The following is a 22,032-nucleotide window of genomic DNA, read 5'->3' as shown; positions in this document are numbered from 1 at the left end:
CCGTTTTCCAAGCGGACCCCAGGGAGGAGGAAAGCTGCGACGACTGCAGCGCGTGCTGCACGTCAATTCCGGCCCGCTCGCAGCAGCCGTGAACCCGTTCGTACAGCCCCGGCGCGACCTCCTGCGGGAACAGCACCACCGGTGTATTCCGAAGCTGCTCTAACGCCAGCGAATCGCACGCCGCCAGCGGATGATCGCGATGCAGCGCCACCACCATCGGCTCCCGGTCGAGGATTTTTAACTCGAACGCCTTGCTGCTCTCGCACGGCAGGCGCACGAAGGCGATATCCAGTTCACCCTCCGCCAGCATCGTCGTCAGCGACGACATATTGGCTTCCACCTGGTGAACCTGCACCGCCATGTTCTGCACCTGAAACTGGCGGATCAGCGCGAAAATTTTGGGATGAAAAGCGTCGGAGCTGGTGATGCCAATCGACAGGTTGCCGTTCAGCCCGCGCGCGATGCCGCGGGCTTTTTCCAGCGCGGCATCGCTCAGCGCCAGAATTTTGCAGGCGTCCTCGTAGAAGGCTTCTCCCGCCTCGGTCAGCTCCACGCCCCGCGTCAGGCGTCTGAACAGCGGCGTGCCCACTTCCTCTTCGAGCCGTTTGATCTGCTGACTCAGAGGAGGCTGTGAAATACCCAGCGCTTCGGCCGCCCTGGTGAAGTGTCGCTCGCGTGCAACCGCGACAAAATACCGCAGATAACGAAGTTCCATATCTAAAACGTCTCAAACCAGCATGGTTTCTATATTGGAACTCTCTGCTGAATCGGGTCAACATTTATTTAACCTTTCTAAATAAAGTTGAAGAGGACGAGCACGATGATGCATTCATCTGCCTGCGACTGTGAGGCCAGCCTGTGCGAGACCCTGCGGGGGTTCTCCGCCCAGCATCCTGACAGCGTGATCTATCAGACATCGCTAATGAGCGCCCTGCTAAGCGGCGTGTACGAAGGAGAGACCACCATCGCCGATCTTCTGGCACACGGTGATTTTGGTCTGGGCACCTTCAACGAGCTGGACGGTGAAATGATTGCCTTCAGCAGCCAGGTGTACCAGCTGCGCGCCGACGGCAGCGCCCGGGCCGCGAAGCCAGAACAGAAAACGCCGTTCGCGGTGATGACCTGGTTCCAGCCGCAGCACCGCAAAACCTTCGATGCGCCGGTCAGCCGTCAGCAGATCCACGACGTCATCGACCAGCAGATCCCCTCCGATAACCTGTTCTGCGCGCTGCGCATTGACGGCAACTTCCGCCACGCCCACACCCGCACGGTACCGCGCCAGAAGCCGCCGTACCGCGCGATGACCGACGTGCTGGACGACCAGCCGGTGTTCCGCTTTAACCAACGCGAAGGGGTGCTGGTCGGGTTCCGCACGCCGCAGCACATGCAGGGCATCAACGTGGCGGGCTATCACGAGCATTTCATCACCGACGACCGTCAGGGCGGGGGCCATCTGCTCGACTATCAGCTGGAGAGCGGCGTGCTCACCTTCGGTGAAATTCACAAGCTGATGATTGACCTGCCCGCCGACAGCGCGTTCTTACAGGCCAACCTTCACCCCAGCAATCTTGATGCAGCGATCCGTTCCGTCGAAAACTAACAGGAGAACTACCGTGAACAGTGAGAAACAGTCACGTCAGTGGGCGCACGGCGCCGATATGGTTGTCGGCCAGCTGGAAGCGCAGGGCGTGAAGCAGGTGTTCGGGATCCCGGGTGCGAAAATCGACAAGGTCTTTGACTCCCTGCTGGACTCCTCCATCGAGATCATCCCGGTACGCCACGAGGCCAACGCGGCGTTTATGGCGGCGGCGGTCGGGCGGCTGACCGGCAAGGCCGGGGTGGCGCTGGTCACCTCCGGGCCGGGCTGTTCTAACCTGATCACCGGCATCGCCACCGCCAACAGCGAAGGCGACCCGGTGGTCGCGCTGGGCGGGGCGGTGAAGCGGGCGGATAAAGCCAAGCTGGTGCACCAGAGCATGGACACCGTCGCCATGTTCAGCCCTGTTACCAAATACGCCGTGGAGGTCAGCTCGCCGGACGCGATTGCCGAGGTGGTATCGAACGCGTTTCGCGCCGCCGAGCACGGCAGGCCGGGGGGCGCGTTCGTCAGCCTGCCGCAGGATATTGTCGACCAGCCCGCGACGGGGGCGATTTTACCCGCCAGCGGCCCCGCGCTGATGGGCCCGGCACCGGAGTCAGCGATTAACGACGTGGCGAAGCTTATCGAAAACGCCAAAAACCCGGTCATTTTACTCGGCCTGATGGCCAGCCAGCCCGCGAACAGCGCCGCGCTGCGCAAGCTGCTGGAGAAAAGCCGCATTCCGGTGACCAGCACCTATCAGGCCGCCGGGGCGGTAAACCAGGAGCACTTCACCCGCTTCGCCGGCCGCGTCGGCCTGTTCAATAACCAGGCGGGCGACCGGCTGCTGCATCTGGCGGACCTGATTATCTGCATCGGCTACAGCCCGGTGGAGTACGAGCCGTCCATGTGGAACAGCGGCGACGCGACGCTGGTGCACATCGACGTGCTGCCCGCCTATGAAGAGCGTAACTACGTGCCGGATCTGGAGCTGGTGGGGGACATCGCCGAGACGCTGAACCTGCTCGCTAACCGGATCGATCGTAAGCTCGAGCTGAGCCAGCGTGCCTCCGAAATTCTGGTCGATCGCCAGCATCAGCGCGATCTCCTCGACCGCCGCGGCGCCTCGCTCAACCAGTTTGCCCTTCACCCGCTGCGCATCGTGCGCGCCATGCAGGACATTGTGAATAACGACGTGACGCTCACCGTCGACATGGGCAGCTTCCACATCTGGATCGCCCGCTATCTCTACAGCTTCCGGGCGCGTCAGGTGATGATCTCCAACGGTCAGCAGACCATGGGCGTTGCCCTGCCGTGGGCGATTGGCGCGTGGCTGGTGAACCCGGGCCGCAAGGTGGTTTCAGTCTCCGGTGACGGCGGCTTCCTGCAGTCGAGCATGGAGCTGGAAACCGCGGTGCGCCTCAACGCCAACGTGCTGCATATCATCTGGGTGGATAACGCCTACAACATGGTGGCGATTCAGGAAGAGAAAAAATACCAGCGGCTATCCGGCGTCGAGTTCGGCCCGGTCGATTTCAAAGCATATGCCGACGCCTTCGGCGCGAAAGGCTTTGCCGTGGAGAGCGCCGAGGCGCTTGAGCCGACGCTGCGTGCGGCGATGGATGTGGATGGCCCGGCCGTGGTGGCCATTCCCGTCGACTACAGCGATAACCCGCTGCTGATGGGTCAGCTCCATCTCAGCCAGATTTTGTGACTCAATATAAGGACAGAGAAATGCAAAAAGTTGCTCTCGTAACAGGCTCAGGCCAGGGGATTGGTAAAGCGATCGCGCTTCGCCTGGTGAAAGACGGCTTTGCCGTCGCCATCGCCGACTATAACGTTGAGACGGCAAGAGCCGTCGCCGATGAAATCATCCGTAACGGCGGCAACGCCGTCGCCGTGAAGGTCGATGTCTCTGACCGCGAACAGGTATTTGCGGCGGTGGAGAAAGCGCGCACCGCGCTGGGCGGCTTTAACGTGATCGTGAATAACGCCGGGATTGCGCCGTCTACCCCTATCGAATCCATCACGCCGGACATTGTCGACAAGGTCTACAACATCAACGTGAAAGGGGTGATCTGGGGGATCCAGGCCGCGATTGACGCCTTTCGCAAAGAGGGGCACGGCGGCAAGATCATCAACGCCTGCTCCCAGGCGGGCCACACCGGCAACCCGGAACTGGCGGTCTACAGTTCCAGCAAGTTCGCGGTGCGCGGCTTAACCCAGACCGCGGCACGGGATCTCGCGCCGCTGGGGATCACCGTTAACGCCTACTGCCCGGGCATCGTCAAAACGCCGATGTGGGCGGAAATCGACCGTCAGGTCTCCGAGGCGGCGGGTAAACCGCTCGGCTACGGGACCGAAACCTTTGCCAAACGCATTACGCTTGGCCGTTTGTCCGAGCCGGAAGATGTCGCCGCCTGCGTCTCATACCTGGCAGGCCCGGATTCCGACTACATGACCGGCCAGTCGCTCTTAATCGATGGAGGGATGGTGTTCAACTAAATACTAATATACCCGTCATACTTCAAGTTGCCTGTGCGTAGGCTTTCCTCGCTCACCCCAGTCACGTACTGATGTACGCTCCCGGGGATTCGCTGCGTCGCCGCCTTCATGCAACTCGAATTATTTAGGGTAAAAGCTCTGACATGAGTTTTCCCCTGCACCCGTGCAGGGGCTTTTTTTTGTCTCCTCCGTCATTGTGCATTACACTGCGCGCTGCAAAACTTTAGTCATTACGATCTGACAGGCGGTAACAGCGATGAACGGTACAATCACAACGTGGTTTAAAGATAAAGGCTTTGGATTTATCAAAGATGAAAACGGCGACAACCGCTATTTTCATGTGATTAAGGTCGCGAACCCCGATCTGATTAAGAAAGATGCCGCGGTGACCTTTGAGCCAACCACCAACAACAAAGGCCTTTCCGCCTACGCGGTGAAGGTGATCCCCGAAAGCAAACATCTCTTTATTGCCGGCGAGCGCGTGAAGCTCTCCTCCATCAAATCCTTCGTGGTGTTTAACGAAGAAGAGCCGGCTGATACCAAAATCGACAAAGAGAACGCGGTGCTGTCGGTTGGGCTGCTGATGAACAGCATCAAGCCTAAATCCGAGAAAAAGCCGGGCGAAATGCGCACGGTGAAGAAGCTGGCGATCACCACCTTCCAGAATACGACGCTGATCTTCACCGAAGATGAGATCGACATCGACGCCACGGTGAAGCTGCTGAAGTAAGGTTTTGCCGGGTGGCGGCTACGCCTTACCCGGCCTGGAAAACCCGCGCGGCGCTCGCCGCCACGCGGTTTACCCCATCCTGTGCTCGCCCCGCAACATCGCCTCACGGTCAAACATCCTCTGGATCTCCCCGTGCGCCATAAATGCCGCCCGGTCGGACATATGGGCAATCACGTCCGCATCGTGGCTCACCAGCAGGTAGGTCATGCCGTGCTCGGCTTTCAGGCGGTTGAGCAGGTTCAGAATTTCCGCCTGCACCGACATATCCAGCGCCGAAGTCGGCTCGTCCAGCAGCAGAAGCTGCGGGCGCAGCAGCAGCGCGCGGGCAATGGCCACGCGCTGACGCTGGCCGCCGGAAAGCTGGTGCGGATAACGCCTGCCCGCGTCGGCGGAAAGCCCCACCTGCAGCAGCGCATCCGCTACCTTTTCGGCAATCCGCGTTTCGCCGTGGATGTTTAACGGCTCCGACAGGGTGCGCGCAACGGTGTGGTTCGGGTGCAGCGACGCCCACGGATCCTGAAACACCATCTGCACGTTGCGGCGAAGCTCGCCTTCAAAACGCCGTCCTGGCCGTAGCGCGTCTCCCAGGATCGAAATGCGCCCGTTCCACTCGCGCTGCAATCCCGCCAGCACGCGCAGAATAGTTGATTTCCCGCAGCCGGATTCGCCGATCAGGCTGAAGGTTTCGCCTTTTTCAATGGCAAAGCTGGCGGCGGACACCGCCGTTTTCTCCCCGAATCTCACCTGGAGATCCTTAACCTCAACGAGCGCCATTATCGGCCTCCTTCCACGGCTGCGTGCGGTCCAGCGTCGGCAGCATCTGGCCGAACGTTTGCGCATTGGGTCGGCAGGTCCACAGGGTTCGCGTATACGGGTGCGTCGCCTGCGGAAGTCGGCTTGCCGCCATCTCATCGACCTTCTCGCCCTGATACATCACCAGCACGCGGTCGCAGTGCTCCGCCACCAGCGGCAGATCGTGGCTGATTAACAGCATCGCCATCTGGCGCTCTTCGCTCTGCTGCACCAGCAGTTCGAGGATCTGGTTGCGCAGGCGGGCGTCCAGCGCGGAGGTGGGTTCGTCGGCAATCAGCACCTGCGGGTTGTTGATCAGCGCAATGGCGATCATCACCCGCTGGCCCATGCCGCCGGAGAGTTCGCCGGGGTAGCGAGTGAGGACGTGTTCGTTGAGCCCGACGGCGCGGATGATGTCGTGAATGCGCCCCAGGCGCTCGGCGCGGGGCAGGCGCTGGTGCAGGGTCAGCGCTTCATCGAGCTGAGCGGCGACGTTTTTCGCCGGATTCAGCGCGTAGCGCGGGTCCTGCAGGACCATCGCAATCCCGTTGCCGCGCAGCGCCTGCCAGCGGCGGGTGCTCAGGGTCAGCAGGTCGTTGCCGAGCACGTTAAGCCGGTTCGCGCTCACGATGCCGGGCTTACGCACCAGCCCCATCAGGGCGCGGGCGGACATTGATTTGCCCGAGCCGGATTCCCCCACCAGCGCCAGCCGCTCGTTGCCCAGCGTGAAGCTGAGGTTGTTGACCACGCGCGCGGCGGGATAGTCGATGTTCAGCGCATCGACGATGACGCGTTGTTCAGTCATGCTGTGGCTCCAGTACGTCGCGCAGGCCGTCGCCCAGCAGGTTAAAGGCGAGGCTGGCAAACAGAATCGCTCCGCCCGGAATGGCGGCAATCCACCACTGGTCGAAAATCACCTGCATGCCGTCGGCGATCATCGCGCCCCATTCGGCCATCGGCGGACGCGCGCCAAGGCCGAGGAAGCCCAGACCGGCGGCTGCCAGAATAATCCCCGCTAGATCCAGCGCCAGCCGCACAATCGCGGACGGCAGGCACAGGGGCAGGATATGGCCGACCAGCAGGCGCGGGCCGCGAATGCCCATCATCTCGGCGGCGGCCAGATAATCGCTGTGGCGCAGCCGCTGGATCTCGCTCCGCGCCTGACGCGCGTAGGCCGGCCAGGTGGTTAAGGCCAGCGCCAGCGCGCCGTTGACCAGCCCGGGGCCAAGCATCGCCACAAACGCGAAGGCGAGGATCAGGCGCGGCATCGACATTACCACGTCGGTAAAACGCATCAGGATGCGCTCCAGCCAGCCGCCGTAGTAGCCGGACAAAATCCCCACCAGCAGCCCGGTGGGCAGGGTGATTACGGTGACTAACGCCACCAGCCCGAGCGCCGGACGGGTGCCGTAAATCAGGCGTGAAAGCAGATCGCGCCCGTAGCTGTCGGTGCCCAGCCAGTGCTGGCTGTTCGGTGCCTGCAGGCGCGCGGCGGCGTCCTGCCAGTTCGGGTCAAGCGGCGCGAGCCACGGCGCGAACAGGGCGATAACCACCAGCAGCGCGATGGCAGCCAGCCCGCAAAACGCGGCGGGGGAGCGGCGCAGGCGGCGTAAGAAAAGATAAAACGGCATCAGCGCACCCTGGGATCGGTCGCCCGCACAAGCAGGTCGGTGAGGTTATTGATCAGCACAAAGCAGACGCCAATCAGCAGCGTGCCGCCCATGACGGCGGTGGTGTCTCCGGCGAACAGGGCGGTGGTGAGGTAGCGCCCGATCCCCGGCCAGGAGAAGACGGTTTCAGTCAGTACCGCGCCTTCCAGCATGCTGGTGTAGGCGAGGGCGATCACCGTCAGCAGGGTGCCGCGAATGTTCGGCAGCACGTGGCGCAGCAGGATGGTCATCTCCCCGGCGCCCTTGGCGCGGGCAAGCAGGATGTACTCTTTGTTCATTTCGCTCAGGCAGGCGGAACGCGTCAGGCGCGTGATGCTCGCCAGCGAATAATAGGCCAGCAGCAGCACCGGCAGCACCAGGTGGCTGAGGGCGTTGCGGAACGCCTCGCGATCGCCGGAAAGCCAGGTATCCACCAGCGCAAAGCCGGTACGCGGCTCGACGGTGAACTGCCAGATATCATCCAGCCTGCCGGGACCCGCGCTCCACTGCAGCTTCGCGTAGAACAGGGCCAGCATCAGCAGGCCGAGCCAGAAAATCGGTACCGAGTTGCCGAGCAGGGTGAGCGTTCTGATGGCTAAATCGAGCGGCGAACCGGCGTAGCGGGCGCACAGCACCCCGGCAATCACGCCGAGCACGGCGCCGATGATTAACGCCAAAGTCGCCAGCTCCAGCGTGGCGGGAAACGCGTGCAGCAGATCCTGCAGCACCGGCTGCCCGGTGGCGCTGGCGGTGCCTAAATCCCCGTGGGCAAGGTTTTGCAGGTAGTGCCAGAACTGCACGGGCAGAGGCCGATCCAGCCCAAGCTGGTGGCGAACCTGATCGTAGGTTGACTGGCTGGCGTGATCGCCGACGATCTGCAGCACGCGATCGACCGGTGAAAACGCCGAGAGCGCAAACGTGACGAGCAGCAGCCCGAGGAGCGTGAGCAGCAGGGTCAGCAGACCCTGGAGCACGCGGGTGGAAAGATGTGGCATGGGTAAATCGTTATCCTGAAAATATGCACGGACGACCCCCTCTCCCTGTGGGAGAGGGCGGGGGTGAGGGGGAACAGGCGGCTCTGTTGCACGATGTTGCCCTCACCCCAACCCTCTCCCACGGGAGAGGGAGAAGGAGAAGGGCTACTTCGTGACGCGATCGTACCAGACCATATCCGCGTTCAGCCCCTGCTGATACCCCTTCACGTTATCGCGCACCACGATCTGGGTTTTCCCCTGATCGACGAACACGTACGGCGAATTCTGCTGCAGCTGTTCCTGCATCTTTTTGTAGAGATCAAGACGCTTCGCCGGATCCGGCTCGGCTACCGCCGCCAGCGTGGCTTTGTTCAGCTCCGGAATTTTCCAGCCGTTAAGCCCGGCCACGGTGCTGGATTTGCCGTCGTTCCACGCAAAGGCGCTGGCGTTAGAGTGCGCGTCGAAGTAGTCCGGGATCCACAGACGAATCGCCGCCTGATGCTGCTTCGCGCGCACGCGGGCATAAACCTGGCTCCCGGCGGCAGGCAGCAGATCGACCTTCACGCCGCCCTGGGCAAAGCTCGCCTGCATCGACTGGGCGATGGTGATAAACGGCGGCTTGTTCTCCACGTCCAGCGTGAAGTGCGCGTCTTTAATGCCCGCTTTGGCGAGAATGGCTTTCGCTTTTGCCGGGTCAAATTTAAACGGGTTGTCTTCCAGCGCGCCCGGCAGGCCGACCGGCAGGAAGCTCTGATGAACAAAGTACTGGCCTTTCAGCAGATTTTTGGTGATGCCTTCATAATCGACCAGCCAGCGCGAGGCTTCCCAGAACGCCGGGTTGTTCAGCAGCGGGTTGGCGCTGTTGCCGGTGTTAAACACCAGGTAATTTTGCTCGGCGGACGGAATGCTCAGTACCTTCACGCCCGGCTTGCCGTCCAGGGCGCTTATCTGATCTGCTCCGAGATCGCGCGCCACGTCCGCATCACCCTGCTGGATCAGCAGGCGGCGTGAAGCCGGATCGGGGACGTTTTTAATGATGATGCTTTTGAGCTTCGGCGCGCCGCCGGGCGCTGATTCGTTAGCTTCCAGCACGATGGCCTGATGCGGCTGATAGACGCGCATTTTGAACGCGCCGCTGCCCGCCGAGTGCATTTTCAGCCAGGCGTTGCCGAAGTCATTATCCTTCACGTTTGCCGCGACCTGCTTTTCATCGACGATGGAGGCAATCGGCGTGGAGAGAATATTCAGCGCCACCGACGGGCTAACGTCCGCCGTCCAGTGAAGCTGGAGGGTATGGTCGTCCACCTTTTTCAGCTGGCTGGCGATGTTGCTCGCGTCCCAGCCCAGTACGTTCAGAATAAAGGCCGGGGATTTGTTGAGCGTCACGGCGCGGGTGTAAGAGAAAATCACGTCTTCCGGGCGCAGCGGGTTACCGGAGGCGAATCTGGCATCGGGCTTAAGCTTAATCGTCAGGGTTTTGGCTGCCGCGTCCGCTTCCCAGCTGTCTGCCAGAATCGGGGTGATTTTTTCCGGGTTATCGCGGTCCGGCTGTACCAGACGCTGATACAGGCTCGGCACGGTCTGGATGCTGGAAAGCTCGTTGGCTTCGGCCGGGTCGAGGCTCACGATGTCATCCAGCCCCTGGGCAACAACCAGCGTGTTGGGCGGAGTAGCGGCGTGGACAGCGCCTGAGAGCGCAGCCAGCACCAGTAACGGCAACAGTTTTTTCGTCATAGCGATCCCTGAGAAGAATATATTGTGATTGTTTTATGCTCCGCTACGTTAGGGCGACTCTGACATTCCGCAAAGTCGAAATTCAGCTTTGCTTATGCCTTCCAGGAATATCGCATGCGTTCGGGCTATTAAAATACGCTGCTTTTCGCCCGCTTTTTAACCTGCTATAACAAACTCCTTACCTTTCAGGGAGTCACCGCCGTGCCCGAAATTAATCAACATGGTCAAACCGTTAACGATATCGTTCCCGACTGGAGAGGCGCGCGCGTATTAACCCGCACGCCGCTGTTCGGCCAGTATTGCCGCCTGGAGCCGCTGGATGCCGATCGCCACGCGGCCGATCTCTACGAGGCCTATGCGCTGGGCGATGACAGCGACTGGACGTGGCTTGCCAGCACGCAGCCAGCGAGCGTGGAAGCCACCGCGCACTGGATCGTGGGTAAGGTGATGGACGATGAGCTGGTGCCGTTTGCCGTCATTGATTTACGCACCGAACGCGCGGTGGGGCTGGTGAGCTATATGGCTGACGAGCGGCTGCTGGGGTCGGTGGAGATCGGGCACGTGACCTGGTCGCGCAGGATGAAAGGAACCCGGATGGGCACCGAAACGGTGTGGCTGCTGCTGAAAAATGCGTTTGAGCACGGCTACCGGCGCGTCGAGTGGAAGTGCGATTCCATGAACGTTGCGTCACGCAATGCGGCGGAGCGGCTGGGGTTTGTCTGGGAAGGACGCCTGCGCCAGAAGCTGGTGCGCAAAGGGCGCAACCGCGACAGCGATATGCTTTCTATTATTGACGGCGAGTGGCCGCAGCGCGATGCCGAACTGCGCGCCTGGCTGGCGGCGGAGAATTTTGACGGAGAAGGGCAGCAGATTAAGCGGCTTGAGGCGTTTCGGTTATAAGTGTTTTATGTAGGGTACATCTGAAACGGTCGATCAATCTGCGGAAATGGCAATTTCAATCAAATTGGTTTTTCCTGACTGTAGCCCCTGCGTCACCGCCGTGGCGATATCCGCGGCCTGGGTCACCCGGCAGCAGCGGATACCCATCGTGGTGCCCAGCGACTGGAAATCAATTCGCGGGTTAATCAGATCCATCCCGATAAAGCGACCCAGCTTTGTCGAACTGTAGCCCGGCTGTCCTTTCATGAAGTTTTTCAGGATGTTGTACTCCAGGTTATTCATCACGATAAAGGTGACGGGCAGATTTTCGTGCGCCGCCGTCCAGAGCGCCTGCGGCGAGTACAGGGAGGCGCCGTCGCCAACCAGACACACAACCGGCTCGCGCCCCAGCCCCAGCGAGTGACCTACTGCTGCAGGCATTCCCCAGCCCAGACCGCCGCCGCGCATAAAGTAGTAGCGCGGGTGCTGCTGGTCGGAGATAAACCGGCGAACGTGTCTGGCCGTTGCAATCGCTTCGTCGACAATCGTGGTGCCCGGTGGAACGGACTTTATCACCTCGTAGGCCGCGACCATCGGCGAAATCGCCGGGCGCAGCCGCTCGGCTGCCAGACGCTCTTCCTGCAGTTGCCACTCTTTTTCACGTTCAGCGCGTGCAGCTTTAAGCAGCCGCTGATGCGTCAATTTGCTTGCCACCCGGCGCTGCTCAAGCTTCGGCAGCAGTTCCTTCAGGGAGAGTTTTATATCCCCCATCACCGAGAGGCGCGTGGCGTAGGTGCGTCCCAGCTCGTTCATATCCGCCGAGAGCTGATACACCGCGCAGGTTTCCGGAATGGCCTCGCCCTCGCTATACAAAATGGTAATCAGGCTTCTGCCGCCGATGATAAACACCGCATCGTAGGCATTAACGACGCTGGCGATTTCATTTGCGGTGGTGGGCATATTGCCTCGCCATAGCGCGTGCTGCGTGGGAAAGGGCAAATTCAACGGCCAGGAGGAGCCGTAGACATGGGCGCCGAGCGCTTCAGCAAGCTGGACAATCTCCTGCGTCGAGCCGCTGGAGTGAACTTCATCCCCCGCCACAATCATGATCCTGCCGGGGGTGACTTCGCTTAGCGCCTGCGCCAGCTCGTCCAGCGAGCCCGCCACTGTGTGGTAGTTCACTTTAGAGGCCGTTTGTATCCCGGCGTCGCTCAGCTCTTCCATCACGTTCATCGGAAGCGAAAGCAGAACCGGACCCGCGGGAGGGTAGCTGGCGGCATGAAACGCCCGACGCACCAGCACCGGAAGCTGGTCGGCGCTGGTGACCTCCTGCGCCCATTTCACCACCGGCGATCCAATGGAGACAATGTCATCGTACAGGAGCGGGTCGCGCACGTAGTGCCGGGTATCCTGCTGCCCGACGGTGACAACCAGCGGCGTTTTCATGATCCGCGAATTAATGAGATTCCCCATGCCGTGCCCAAGACCGCTGGCGGTATGCAAATTGATAAAACCGGTCTTGCCGGAGGCTTTCGCGTAGCCGTCGGCAATGGCGACCACGCTGCTCTCCTGGAGTGCCAGAATATAGTGAATATTTTCATGGCGAAGAAGGGCATCAATGAGCGGGAGTTCGGTGGTGCCGGGGTTGCCAAAAATATATTCCACACCTTCACTCTCCAGCACTTCAAGGAGAATATCGGCACCCGATCGCATATTTAAATCTGACAGGGACGTTAATGATTTAATCATAATGACACCTCATTCAGCGTTATTTAACTCATGCTAAAATTCTTCCTGCGTAGGACGGACAATTATTTCATTTACATCAACGTCGCCAGGCTGTTCGATAGCAAATAATACGGCCCTGGCAATCGACTCTGCCGGAATAGCCTGCTTATAAAATTCATGCAGGAACTGTTTGCTCGGGGCATCAGAGCTGCCAAACTGCAGCTCGCTTTCAACGGCGCCGGGGGAAATAAGGGTCGTCCGAACGGTTTTCCCCGCTTCCTGACGTAAGCCTTCACTCAGGGCGCGGACGGCGAATTTCGTGGCGCTGTACACCACGCCGCCGGGGGCAAGGACCTTGATACCCGCCACGGAGGCCACGTTAATAAAGTGTCCGCTCCCCTGACGCTGGAATACCGGGAATGCCGCTGCGATACCGTACAGCACGCCTTTGATGTTGGTATCGATCATCCGGTCCCACTCGTCGGTTTTCAGCTCGCTGAGGGGAGCAATTGCCATAAAGCCTGCGTTGTTGATCAGCACGTCGACGCGCTGGTATGCGGCGACGGCAGCGTCAATCGCGCGCTGAACCTCCTCCTGTCGGGTCACGTCCGCCTTCACGGCAATCGCCTGGCCGCCCTGCTGAATAATGCGATCCACCAGGGCGTTAATTCTCTCCAGACGACGGGCAACCAGCACCAGAGAGAAAGGTTTATTTGCCAGATGAAGGGCAATGGCCTCACCAATACCGCTGCTGGCACCGGTGATAACAACAACTTTGTTTGCACTATTATTCATGATCTTATCTCACTGTTGTATGATTCAAAATAAATAAAAATAAGGGAGCGGTTTAAGAATTATGAAAAATTCTTAAATGCTCGTTTTTGATATATTCTGTATCTGGAATGAAATAATGCTCGCTTAAAACTTAATGGAGTGCGGAAGAAAATGTCAATGACGTTTTTTAATAATTAAATTAATTGCAAGCTTAATATTTAATTCTTATATGTAACAATCATATGAACAGAATAAAATTTGGTGATCCCCGCGGCCCTGCGAACAAGGCCGGAGGATTAAATCTTGCCGCTGTACAGCACGGGGCCGGTGGGTTGACCGGTGGGTGACCCACCTTCGGGCTCGAGGCTTATGGCTATCATCGCGTCAGGGGTAAGGGTGTTGTTCCCGAGGGCAACATGAGTCGGTATATCACGTTGCAGCAGCCCAAGGGATATCGGGGCCTTCCCGGCAGGAATAAGCCAAAGCTGCAGGCTGTTTTGCGCCGCGACAGCGTTCGGTCTGAGAGGGGTGATGCTCAGATACTGGCGGCGGCTGTCCGCACTGACGATCCATTGCCCGTGCTGTTGGGCATCGTTGAGCACCATCAGCGGTGCGAGTTCCGGCGTTCGGGTGGAATACCAGGTCACGACGGTAACGGCGGCGAGGCCGGCCGCGACCACCCAGCCGAGATAGGGCCGGCTTTGGCGCAAAGGCTTTTTCGGTGGCAGATCGAGGGCTATCCTCTTCCACACCGTCTCGGGTGGGTGAACGGGCGTAAGGTGACTATCGAGCGTGCTGAACATTTCCTGCCAGTACGCCACGCGGGCAGCCAGACCGGGCTCAGCGGCAAGCCTCTTCTGGAACTGAAGCCGCGCCCCTCCGCGCAGGGTGCCGAGGGCATATTCTGCAGCCAGCATGTCATCGCGTTTTTCGCTGTCATTCATAGGCCCACGCACTCCCGAAGATGATCCATCGCGCGGCGGATCCAGCTTTTTACCGAGCCCACGGGCTGCTGGAGCCAGTCGGCAATGTCGCTGTGGGACATGCCCTGATAGTAGGCGAGCGTAATGCTCTGGCGCTGTTCCTGACTTAGATGATCCAGACAATGCCTGAGTCGTGCTGCCTGCGCGTCGTCGTACCAGTTGTTTTGCTCATCGTTTTCGCTAAGCAGACTCTCTTCGGAATACGACTCCTCGCGGGCGGCAGCGCGGGTTTGCCCGCTGCGCAGCCAGTCAATACAGCGGTTGCGAACAATATGCGTAAGCCAGGTCATCGGAGAGCTCAGGGCGGCGTTATAGGTGTCGGCTTTACTCCAGACGGTGACAAAACAGTCGTGAAGGATTTCTTCTGCCCAGGCGCGATGGCGTAGCATGCGCAGCGCGACGGCAAACAGGTGAGGCGATGTGAGTCGGTAAAGCTGTTCAAATGCGCGGCGATCGCCGTTAGCGATCGCCTGCATTAATTTCAACTGCTGTTCAGCCAGCGCGTTATCCATGTTTTTCCCGGAAGGCAACGTCACACTTCCGAAGTATAGACAACTACTTAGGCATCAGGACGGTATCGATCACATCGATTACGCCATTTTTCTGATGGACGTCATAGGTGCTGATATTCGCCACGTTGCCTTTACCATCCTTGAGCTGAATATTGTGCGGGCCGTTACTCATGATCCACAGCGGTTGACCGTTAACGGTTTTCAGCTCCGCGTGGCCGCCGCCCTGTTTAATTTTCTGCTCCAGCGCTTTCATATCGTAATTACCGGCGACCACGTGATAGGTCAGAATACTGGTGAGCAGCGCTTTATTTTCCGGCTTCACCAGATTGTCGACCGTACCCGCAGGCAATTTCGCAAACGCCGCATCGGTGGGCGCAAAGACGGTGAATGGCCCTTTGCTCTGCAGCGTATCCACCAGCCCGGCCGCTTTAACCGCCGCCACCAGCGTGGTGTGATCTTTAGAATTCACGGCGTTTTCAACAATGTTTTTGCTCGGGAACATTTCCGCTCCGCCCACCATCACGGAGCCTGACGTCATGGCTGCTGATGCGCCTGCACAGAAGAGTAAAGCGCTGGATACGAATGCAACACTGAGTAGCTTTTTCATCATTTATCCTCGGATTAAGGAGCAAAGGCGTTGCTCACATACTCACATACGAGGGCAGGGTGGAAACTGGATGCAGGCAAATGAAAATAAATTTTGGGCGGGAAGATAAACTCCCTCTCCCGTATGGAGTGAGAGATCCCCAGTCATTTTTTAACCTGAAGCGATGCATGTGGTTTCAGGAAAATGAACGCCTTACAGCGATGTCCTGGTCCGGCTGTAAATCGCCGAAGCGTTTCCGTAAGGCCGGGGCGAGGCGCAGGGATGCGCCGAGAGGGCGTGGCCTGCAGGGATGCAGGCTCATGCCCGACCCGATAGCCTGAAGGAATAAGCTGAGGGCACCGCGAAGCGGCGATTTACCGCCGGGAGCCCGGGTTGCCAGGGCGGTGGCGATTGAGCCGCCCTGGCACGTTCACAAGTTACGTCGTTACAGAGTGGCAAGGAACGTCAAGTGAACGGAATGACCACCGCAGCCGTATGTTCCCCCTCACCCCAGCCCTCTCCCTCAAGGGAGAGGGAGTCGTCCGTACAGGCATTGTTTTGTGGGGATCCCTCCCCCGTATGGAAGAGGGTTAAGGGGAGGGGAAATACCCTCAGCGTCGAACCGGCGCCCCGTTCGCCACATAATACGCCGCCGTGCTCTTCGCCAGCGGCTCGCGCCCGCGGATCGCGTCGGCAATTTTTTCGCCAATCATAATAGTGGTGGCGTTCAGGTTGCCGGTGATGATCTGCGGCATGATCGACGCATCCACCACGCGCAGCCCTTCCAGCCCGTGAACGCGGCCTTCGCCGTCGACCACCGCCATCTCGTCGTAACCCATCTTGCAGGTGCCGCACGGGTGGAAGGCGGTTTCGGCGTGGTTACGCACGAACTCGTCGAGCTGCTCGTCGGTCTCGCATTCGACGCCCGGGCTGATTTCGCGACCGCGATATTTGTCCAGCGCGGGCTGGCGCATGATCTCGCGGGTGATGCGGATAGCGTCGCGGAACTCCTGCCAGTCCTGCTCGTGAGACATATAGTTGAACAGGATCGCCGGATGCTGGTGCGGATCGCGCGACTTGATGCGCACGTGCCCGCGGCTTGGGGAGCGCATGGAGCCAACGTGGCACTGGAAGCCGTGCTCTTTTACCGCGTTCGAGCCGTTGTAGTTAATCGCTACCGGCAGGAAGTGGTACTGAATGTTCGGCCATTCGAACTCTTCGCGGCTGCGGATAAACCCGCCCGCTTCGAAGTGGTTGCTCGCGCCCACGCCGGTGCCGCCAAACAGCCACTCGGCGCCAATCTTCGGCTGGTTCCACCACTGCAGGGCAGGGTAGAGGGAGACCGGCTCTTTGCATTCGTACTGGAGGTACATCTCCAGGTGATCCTGCAGGTTTTCGCCCACGCCGGGCAGGTCGTGCACCAGCGGAATATTGAACTGCTTCAGCAGCTCCGCGTTGCCCACGCCGGAGCGCTGGAGGATCTGCGGGGAGGCAATCGCGCCCGCACACAGCAGCACCTCTTTATTCGCCGTCGCTCTGGACGGGATGGTGCTTTCGCCCTCCAGCCACTCGACGCCCGCCGCGCGCTTGCCGTCAAAAATAATATGATCGGTCATGGCGTGAGTGCGGATGGTCAGGTTCGGGCGCTTTTTGGCCTGGTCCAGATAGCCGCGCGCGGTGCTGGCGCGTCTGCCCTGCGGCGTGACCGTGCGGTCCATCGGGCCGAAGCCCTCCTGCTGATAGCCGTTGAGATCGTCGGTGCGCGGGTAGCCCGCCTGCACGCCCGCCTCCACCATCGCCTCAAACAGCGGGTTCACGCCCGGCTTAGAGGTGGTGACGCTCACCGGACCGTCGCCGCCGTGGTAGTCGTTCGGCCCCACGTCGCGCGTCTCGGCCTTGCGGTAGTAGGGCAGGCAGTTGAGGTAGCTCCAGTGCTCCAGACCCGGCTCTTTGGCCCAGTGGTCGAGGTCCATGGCGTTACCGCGCACGTAGCACATGCCGTTGATCAGCGACGAGCCGCCCAGCCCTTTGCCGCGCCCGCACTCCATGCGGCGGTTGTTCATGTACGGCTCTGGCTCGGTTTCATACGCCCAGTTGTAGCGCTTGCCCTGCAGCGGGAACGCCAGCGCGGCGGGCATCTGGGTGCGGAAGTCAAAGCGGTAGTCCGGCCCGCCCGCCTCAAGCAGCAGGACGGTGGTATTCGGATCTTCAGTCAGTCGCGTTGCCAGTACGTTGCCGGCAGAGCCGGCCCCGATAATGATGTAGTCAAATTGCAAATAAACCTCCCGGTTAAAATATGGACTGGAATTTACCCATCTCAACCTGGATGGACTTCACCTGGGTGTAGCTCTGCAGCGTCATCACGCCGTTCTCGCGACCAATGCCGGAGTGTTTGTAGCCGCCGACCGGCATCTCTGCGGCGGATTCACCCCAGGTGTTGATCCAGCAGATGCCCGCTTCGAGCTGATGAATGGCGCCGTGCGCACGGTTCAGGTCGGCAGTGACGATGCCCGCCGCCAGGCCGTAGTCGGTGTCGTTGGCGCGGCGGATCGCTTCTTCTTCACTTTCATAGGTGAGGATGGACATCACCGGGCCGAAGATCTCTTCGCGCACGATGGTCATCTCGTCGGTGCAGTCGGTGAACACGGTCGGGGCGACCCACGCGCCGTTGTCAAAACCTTCGCCCTTCAGCGCGTCGCCGCCGCATAGCACGCGCGCACCTTCCTCTTTGCCTTTGGCGATGTAGCGCAGCACGCTGTCGCGGTGCGGGAAGCTGACCATCGGGCCAAAGTTGGTGCGTTCATCGAACAGATCGCCCGCGCGGATGCGGCCCACGCGCTCAACGATTTTCTGCTCAAACGCGGCCTTGAATTTCGCGGGTATGAACACGCGGGTACCGTTGGTGCACACCTGGCCGGAGCTGAAGAAGTTCGCCATCATGGCGATGTCCGCCGCGAGATCCAGATCGGCGTCGTCGAAAATAATCAGCGGGGATTTGCCGCCCAGCTCCATCGTTACCTCTTTCAGGGAGGAGGCAGCCGAGTTGGCCATTACCTTCTTGCCGCTGGCGACGCCGCCGGTGAAGGAGACTTTGGCGATGCCCGGATGCTCGGTCAGGTACTGGCCGGTCTCCGCGCCCACGCCCGGCAGGACGTTAAATACGCCGTCCGGCAGGCCCGCTTCGGTGTAGATCTCCGCAAGCTTCAGGGCGGTGAGCGGGGTGACCTCGCTCGGCTTGAAGATCATCGCATTGCCCGCCGCCAGCGCCGGGGCTGATTTCCACAGGGCGATCTGGATCGGGTAGTTCCACGCCCCGATGCCCGCCACCACGCCCAGCGGCTCGCGGCGGGTGTAGACGAATGAGGTCTCACGCAGCGGGATCTGGCTGCCTTCCAGCGCCGGGATCAGCCCCGCGTAGTACTCCAGCACGTCCGCGCCGGTGACGATGTCGACGGTGGAGGTTTCGGAGTACGCTTTACCGGTGTCGAGGGTTTCCAGCTTCGCCAGCTCGTCGTTGCGCTCGCGCAGGATATCAACGGCGCGACGCAGAACGCGCGAGCGCTCCATGGCGGTCATCGCCGCCCAGATTTTTTGCCCGCGTTTTGCGCTTTCCACGGCGCGGTCGACGTCTTCGCGCCCGGCGGCCTGTACGCTCGCCAGAACTTCACCGTTGGCCGGGTTGATGGTCTCGAAGGTGCGACCGCTGGTGGCGGAGGTATAACCACCATTGATATAAAGCTGCTGTTCTGCCATTCGGGACATAAATTCTCCTCGGTTATTCGGTCGGTAAATGCTGGCTGATAAAGTGGCTGGTGAGCGACTGCGCCAGGGTCTTATCCAGCGGCTTGCCGCTCAGCGCGGCGCGCAGCCACAGCCCGTCGATCAGGGCCGCCAGGCCGTAGCCCGCCTCTTCAGCCTGTTCGCGCGGCAGCTCACGGCGGAACTCGTACACCAGGTTTGACAACAAGCGACGGCTGCTCACCTGCTGCAGGCGGTAGAGCATCGGCTGGTGCATGCTGCTCGCCCAGAAGGCCAGCCAGGCCTTCATTGCCGCGCCGCTGGTCTGGGTTTCATCAAAATTGCCGCCGACAATGGCCTGCAGGCGCTGCTCCGCGCTGCCGTCCGGCAGAGCGCGTAAGCGGCTCAAAACCGCGTCGCGCAGCTGGCCGGTGATGTCGCGCATGGTCGCTTCCAGCAGACCGTTTTTGTCTTTGAAGTAGTGACTGATGATCCCCGTGGAAACGCCCGCCCGACGGGCGATCTGCGCGATCGTCGCGTCGTGCATTCCCACTTCATTTATTGCTTCCAGCGTGGCGTCGATAAGCTGCCTGCGCCGGATCGGCTGCATCCCCACTTTGGGCATTTTTGCCACTCCATTCATCAGCGTTGGTAATACATTAAAGCGGTTTTTGATTGGACGTTCAATATAAAATGTGTCTTAATTGTTGCGGATTTGGATTTTAATAGTTACAAAAACAGTGGGGATACTGGATGACAGACCTTTCACAAGACAGAGAAAAAGACAAAATCAACCCGGTCGTTTTTTATACGTCCGCCGGGCTGATTTTGTTGTTTTCCCTGACGACCATCTTCTTTCGTGATTTTTCTGCCGAGTGGATTGGGCGCACCCTGAACTGGGTGTCGAAGACCTTCGGCTGGTACTATCTGCTGGCCGCGACGCTCTATATCGTCTTCGTGGTCTGCATTGCCTGCTCGCGCTTTGGTTCCGTGAAGCTCGGGCCTGAGCAGTCCAAGCCCGAATTCAGCCTGCTGAGCTGGGCCGCGATGCTGTTTGCCGCCGGCATCGGCATTGACCTGATGTTCTTCTCCGTGGCCGAACCGGTCACGCAGTATATGCAGCCGCCGGAAGGGGCGGGGCAGACGATGGAGGCCGCGCGCCAGGCGATGGTCTGGACACTGTTCCACTACGGCCTGACGGGCTGGTCGATGTACGCCCTGATGGGCATGGCGCTCGGATACTTTAGCTATCGTTATAATTTGCCTCTCACCATCCGCTCCGCGCTGTACCCGATCTTCGGTAAAAAGATTAACGGCCCGATTGGCCACAGCGTCGATATCGCGGCGGTGATCGGCACCATCTTTGGTATTGCGACGACGCTCGGGATTGGCGTGGTGCAGCTCAACTACGGGCTGAGCGTGCTGTTTGATATCCCGGATTCGATGGCGGCCAAAGCGGCGCTGATTGCGCTCTCCGTCATTATCGCCACCATTTCGGTGACGTCGGGCGTCGATAAAGGCATCCGCGTGCTCTCCGAGCTGAACGTGGCGCTGGCGCTGGGGCTGATCCTGTTCGTGCTGTTTATGGGCGATACCTCGTTCCTGCTCAATGCCCTAGTGCTCAACGTGGGCGACTACGTAAACCGCTTTATGGGCATGACGCTGAACAGCTTCGCTTTCGACCGCCCGGTAGAGTGGATGAACAACTGGACGCTGTTCTTCTGGGCGTGGTGGGTGGCGTGGTCGCCGTTTGTCGGCCTGTTCCTGGCGCGTATTTCGCGTGGCCGCACCATCCGCCAGTTCGTGATGGGCACGCTGATAATCCCGTTCACCTTTACCCTGCTGTGGCTGTCGATTTTCGGCAACAGCGCACTGCACGAGATCATCCACGGCAATGCGACCTTCGCGCAGGAAGCGATGGCGCACCCGGAGCGCGGCTTCTACAGCCTGCTGGCGCAGTACCCGGCGTTCACCTTTAGCGCCTCCGTGGCGACCATCACCGGCCTGCTGTTTTACGTCACCTCGGCGGATTCCGGCGCGCTGGTGCTGGGCAACTTCACCTCGAAGCTCAAAGACATCAACAGCGATGCGCCGAACTGGCTGCGCATCTTCTGGTCCGTCGCCATCGGCCTGCTGACGCTCGGCATGCTGATGACCAACGGCATTTCGGCGTTGCAGAACACCACGGTGATCATGGGCCTGCCGTTCAGCTTCGTCATCTTCTTCGTGATGGCCGGGCTGTATAAATCGCTCAAGGTGGAAGACTACCGCCGCGTCAGCGCCAGCCGCGACACCGCGCCGCGTCCGATGGGCGCGCAGGACAGGCTGAGCTGGAAGAAACGTCTCTCGCGCCTGATGAACTACCCGGGCACGCGCTACACCAAACAGATGATGGAGACAGTCTGCTTCCCGGCGATGGAAGAGGTCGCGCAGGAGCTGAAGCTGCGTGGAGCCTACGTGGAGCTGAAAAACCTGCCGCCGGAGGAGGGCGAGACCCTGGGGCACCTGGATCTGCTGGTGCACATGGGCGACGAGCAGAACTTTGTTTATCAGATCTGGCCGCAGCAGTATTCAGTACCCGGGTTTACCTACCGGGCGCGCAGCGGGAAATCGACCTACTACCGGCTTGAGACCTTCCTGCTGGAAGGGAGCCAGGGGAATGATTTGATGGACTACAGCAAGGAGCAGGTGATTACGGACATTCTGGACCAGTATGAACGGCACCTGAACTTTATCCATCTGCACAGGGAAGCGCCGGGGAATAGCGTGATGTTCCCGGATGTCTAAACGGATTCTTAAATAACAATATATCTGTATATAAATACAGTTTTTCAATGCGATATTACTCATGGAAGAGTCATATTGCAGC

20 protein-coding genes are annotated in these 22,032 nt (G+C 60.0%); 6 read left to right on the top strand and 14 right to left on the bottom strand.

The window, feature by feature from the left end; genetic code table 11:
• Positions 1-715: LysR family transcriptional regulator (locus IM317_RS01050; RefSeq protein ID WP_193362459.1), on the bottom strand; the 715-nt coding region annotated here is incomplete at its 3' end.
• 105 nt (positions 716-820) lie between these two features.
• On the opposite strand from IM317_RS01050, the gene budA reads away from it, so the two are divergent.
• The 4 genes from budA to IM317_RS01030 all read left to right on the top strand — a co-directional run bounded on the left by budA (position 821) and on the right by IM317_RS01030 (position 4,814).
• Positions 821-1,600: an acetolactate decarboxylase gene (gene budA, locus IM317_RS01045; RefSeq protein WP_033144870.1), complete on the top strand. Its 780-nt coding sequence runs from the start codon at positions 821-823 to the stop codon at positions 1,598-1,600.
• 13 nt (positions 1,601-1,613) lie between these two features.
• Positions 1,614-3,293: an acetolactate synthase AlsS gene (alsS, locus tag IM317_RS01040; RefSeq protein WP_033144871.1), complete on the top strand. Its 1,680-nt coding sequence runs from the start codon at positions 1,614-1,616 to the stop codon at positions 3,291-3,293.
• A 20-nt stretch (positions 3,294-3,313) separates the two neighbouring features.
• Complete coding sequence (locus IM317_RS01035; protein WP_024906954.1) at positions 3,314-4,084, top strand: (S)-acetoin forming diacetyl reductase; 771 nt, start codon at positions 3,314-3,316, stop codon at positions 4,082-4,084.
• Between the two features lie 256 nt (positions 4,085-4,340).
• Positions 4,341-4,814, top strand: coding sequence for a cold-shock protein (locus IM317_RS01030; RefSeq protein WP_023310683.1), 474 nt, complete (start codon positions 4,341-4,343; stop codon positions 4,812-4,814).
• Positions 4,815-4,883: 69 nt separating this feature from the next.
• On the opposite strand, the gene IM317_RS01025 is transcribed toward IM317_RS01030, so the two are convergent.
• The 5 genes from IM317_RS01025 to IM317_RS01005 form a co-directional block, all read right to left on the bottom strand.
• A complete protein-coding gene (locus tag IM317_RS01025) occupies positions 4,884-5,588 on the bottom strand; it encodes an ABC transporter ATP-binding protein (RefSeq protein WP_033144872.1) in 705 nt (234 codons plus the stop codon).
• Positions 5,575-6,411 (bottom strand): ABC transporter ATP-binding protein, encoded by an 837-nt coding sequence (locus IM317_RS01020; protein WP_033144873.1) that lies wholly within the window; start codon positions 6,409-6,411, stop codon positions 5,575-5,577. Before IM317_RS01020 ends, IM317_RS01025 begins: the two co-directional genes overlap by 14 nt.
• Positions 6,404-7,237 (bottom strand): ABC transporter permease, encoded by an 834-nt coding sequence (locus IM317_RS01015; protein WP_033144874.1) that lies wholly within the window; start codon positions 7,235-7,237, stop codon positions 6,404-6,406. The genes IM317_RS01020 and IM317_RS01015 overlap by 8 nt, the downstream gene beginning before the upstream one ends.
• Positions 7,237-8,250 (bottom strand): ABC transporter permease, encoded by a 1,014-nt coding sequence (locus IM317_RS01010; RefSeq protein WP_033144875.1) that lies wholly within the window; start codon positions 8,248-8,250, stop codon positions 7,237-7,239. Before IM317_RS01010 ends, IM317_RS01015 begins: the two co-directional genes overlap by 1 nt.
• A gap of 144 nt (positions 8,251-8,394) precedes the next feature.
• Positions 8,395-9,963, bottom strand: coding sequence for an ABC transporter substrate-binding protein (locus IM317_RS01005; RefSeq protein WP_033144876.1), 1,569 nt, complete (start codon positions 9,961-9,963; stop codon positions 8,395-8,397).
• A gap of 201 nt (positions 9,964-10,164) precedes the next feature.
• On the opposite strand from IM317_RS01005, the gene IM317_RS01000 reads away from it, so the two are divergent.
• Complete coding sequence (locus IM317_RS01000) at positions 10,165-10,863, top strand: GNAT family N-acetyltransferase (RefSeq protein ID WP_033144877.1); 699 nt, start codon at positions 10,165-10,167, stop codon at positions 10,861-10,863.
• Positions 10,864-10,896: 33 nt separating this feature from the next.
• Here the strand turns inward: IM317_RS01000 and IM317_RS00995 are convergent, their stop codons facing one another.
• The 8 genes from IM317_RS00995 to betI all read right to left on the bottom strand — a co-directional run bounded on the left by IM317_RS00995 (position 10,897) and on the right by betI (position 19,788).
• A complete protein-coding gene (locus IM317_RS00995) occupies positions 10,897-12,591 on the bottom strand; it encodes a thiamine pyrophosphate-binding protein (protein ID WP_033144878.1) in 1,695 nt (564 codons plus the stop codon).
• A 33-nt stretch (positions 12,592-12,624) separates the two neighbouring features.
• On the bottom strand, positions 12,625-13,365 hold the full coding sequence (locus IM317_RS00990; protein WP_033144879.1) for an SDR family oxidoreductase: 741 nt from the start codon (positions 13,363-13,365) through the stop codon (positions 12,625-12,627).
• Positions 13,366-13,640: 275 nt separating this feature from the next.
• A complete protein-coding gene (locus IM317_RS00985) occupies positions 13,641-14,288 on the bottom strand; it encodes an anti-sigma factor domain-containing protein (RefSeq protein WP_033144880.1) in 648 nt (215 codons plus the stop codon).
• The gene (locus IM317_RS00980; protein ID WP_033144881.1) at positions 14,285-14,839 is read right to left on the bottom strand and encodes an RNA polymerase sigma factor; all 555 of its coding nucleotides are present in this window, start codon (positions 14,837-14,839) and stop codon (positions 14,285-14,287) included. Before IM317_RS00980 ends, IM317_RS00985 begins: the two co-directional genes overlap by 4 nt.
• 43 nt (positions 14,840-14,882) lie before the next feature.
• Positions 14,883-15,446 (bottom strand): fasciclin domain-containing protein, encoded by a 564-nt coding sequence (locus tag IM317_RS00975; protein ID WP_023334833.1) that lies wholly within the window; start codon positions 15,444-15,446, stop codon positions 14,883-14,885.
• Between the two features lie 590 nt (positions 15,447-16,036).
• Positions 16,037-17,701, bottom strand: a complete 1,665-nt coding sequence (gene betA / locus IM317_RS00970; protein WP_033144882.1) for a choline dehydrogenase — start codon at positions 17,699-17,701, stop codon at positions 16,037-16,039.
• Between the two features lie 13 nt (positions 17,702-17,714).
• The gene (gene betB / locus IM317_RS00965) at positions 17,715-19,187 is read right to left on the bottom strand and encodes a betaine-aldehyde dehydrogenase (protein ID WP_033144883.1); all 1,473 of its coding nucleotides are present in this window, start codon (positions 19,185-19,187) and stop codon (positions 17,715-17,717) included.
• Positions 19,188-19,200: 13 nt separating this feature from the next.
• Positions 19,201-19,788, bottom strand: a complete 588-nt coding sequence (gene betI / locus IM317_RS00960) for a transcriptional regulator BetI (RefSeq protein WP_032662864.1) — start codon at positions 19,786-19,788, stop codon at positions 19,201-19,203.
• A gap of 128 nt (positions 19,789-19,916) precedes the next feature.
• Between betI and betT the strand changes: the two genes are divergently transcribed.
• Positions 19,917-21,950: a choline BCCT transporter BetT gene (betT, locus tag IM317_RS00955; protein ID WP_029741651.1), complete on the top strand. Its 2,034-nt coding sequence runs from the start codon at positions 19,917-19,919 to the stop codon at positions 21,948-21,950.
• The last annotated feature ends 82 nt before the right edge of the window (positions 21,951-22,032 follow it).

Source organism: Enterobacter cloacae complex sp. S3 (genome assembly GCF_014930495.1).
GTDB lineage: Bacteria > Pseudomonadota > Gammaproteobacteria > Enterobacterales > Enterobacteriaceae > Enterobacter > Enterobacter asburiae_B.
This window is presented reverse-complemented; position numbering and strand designations above follow the sequence as displayed.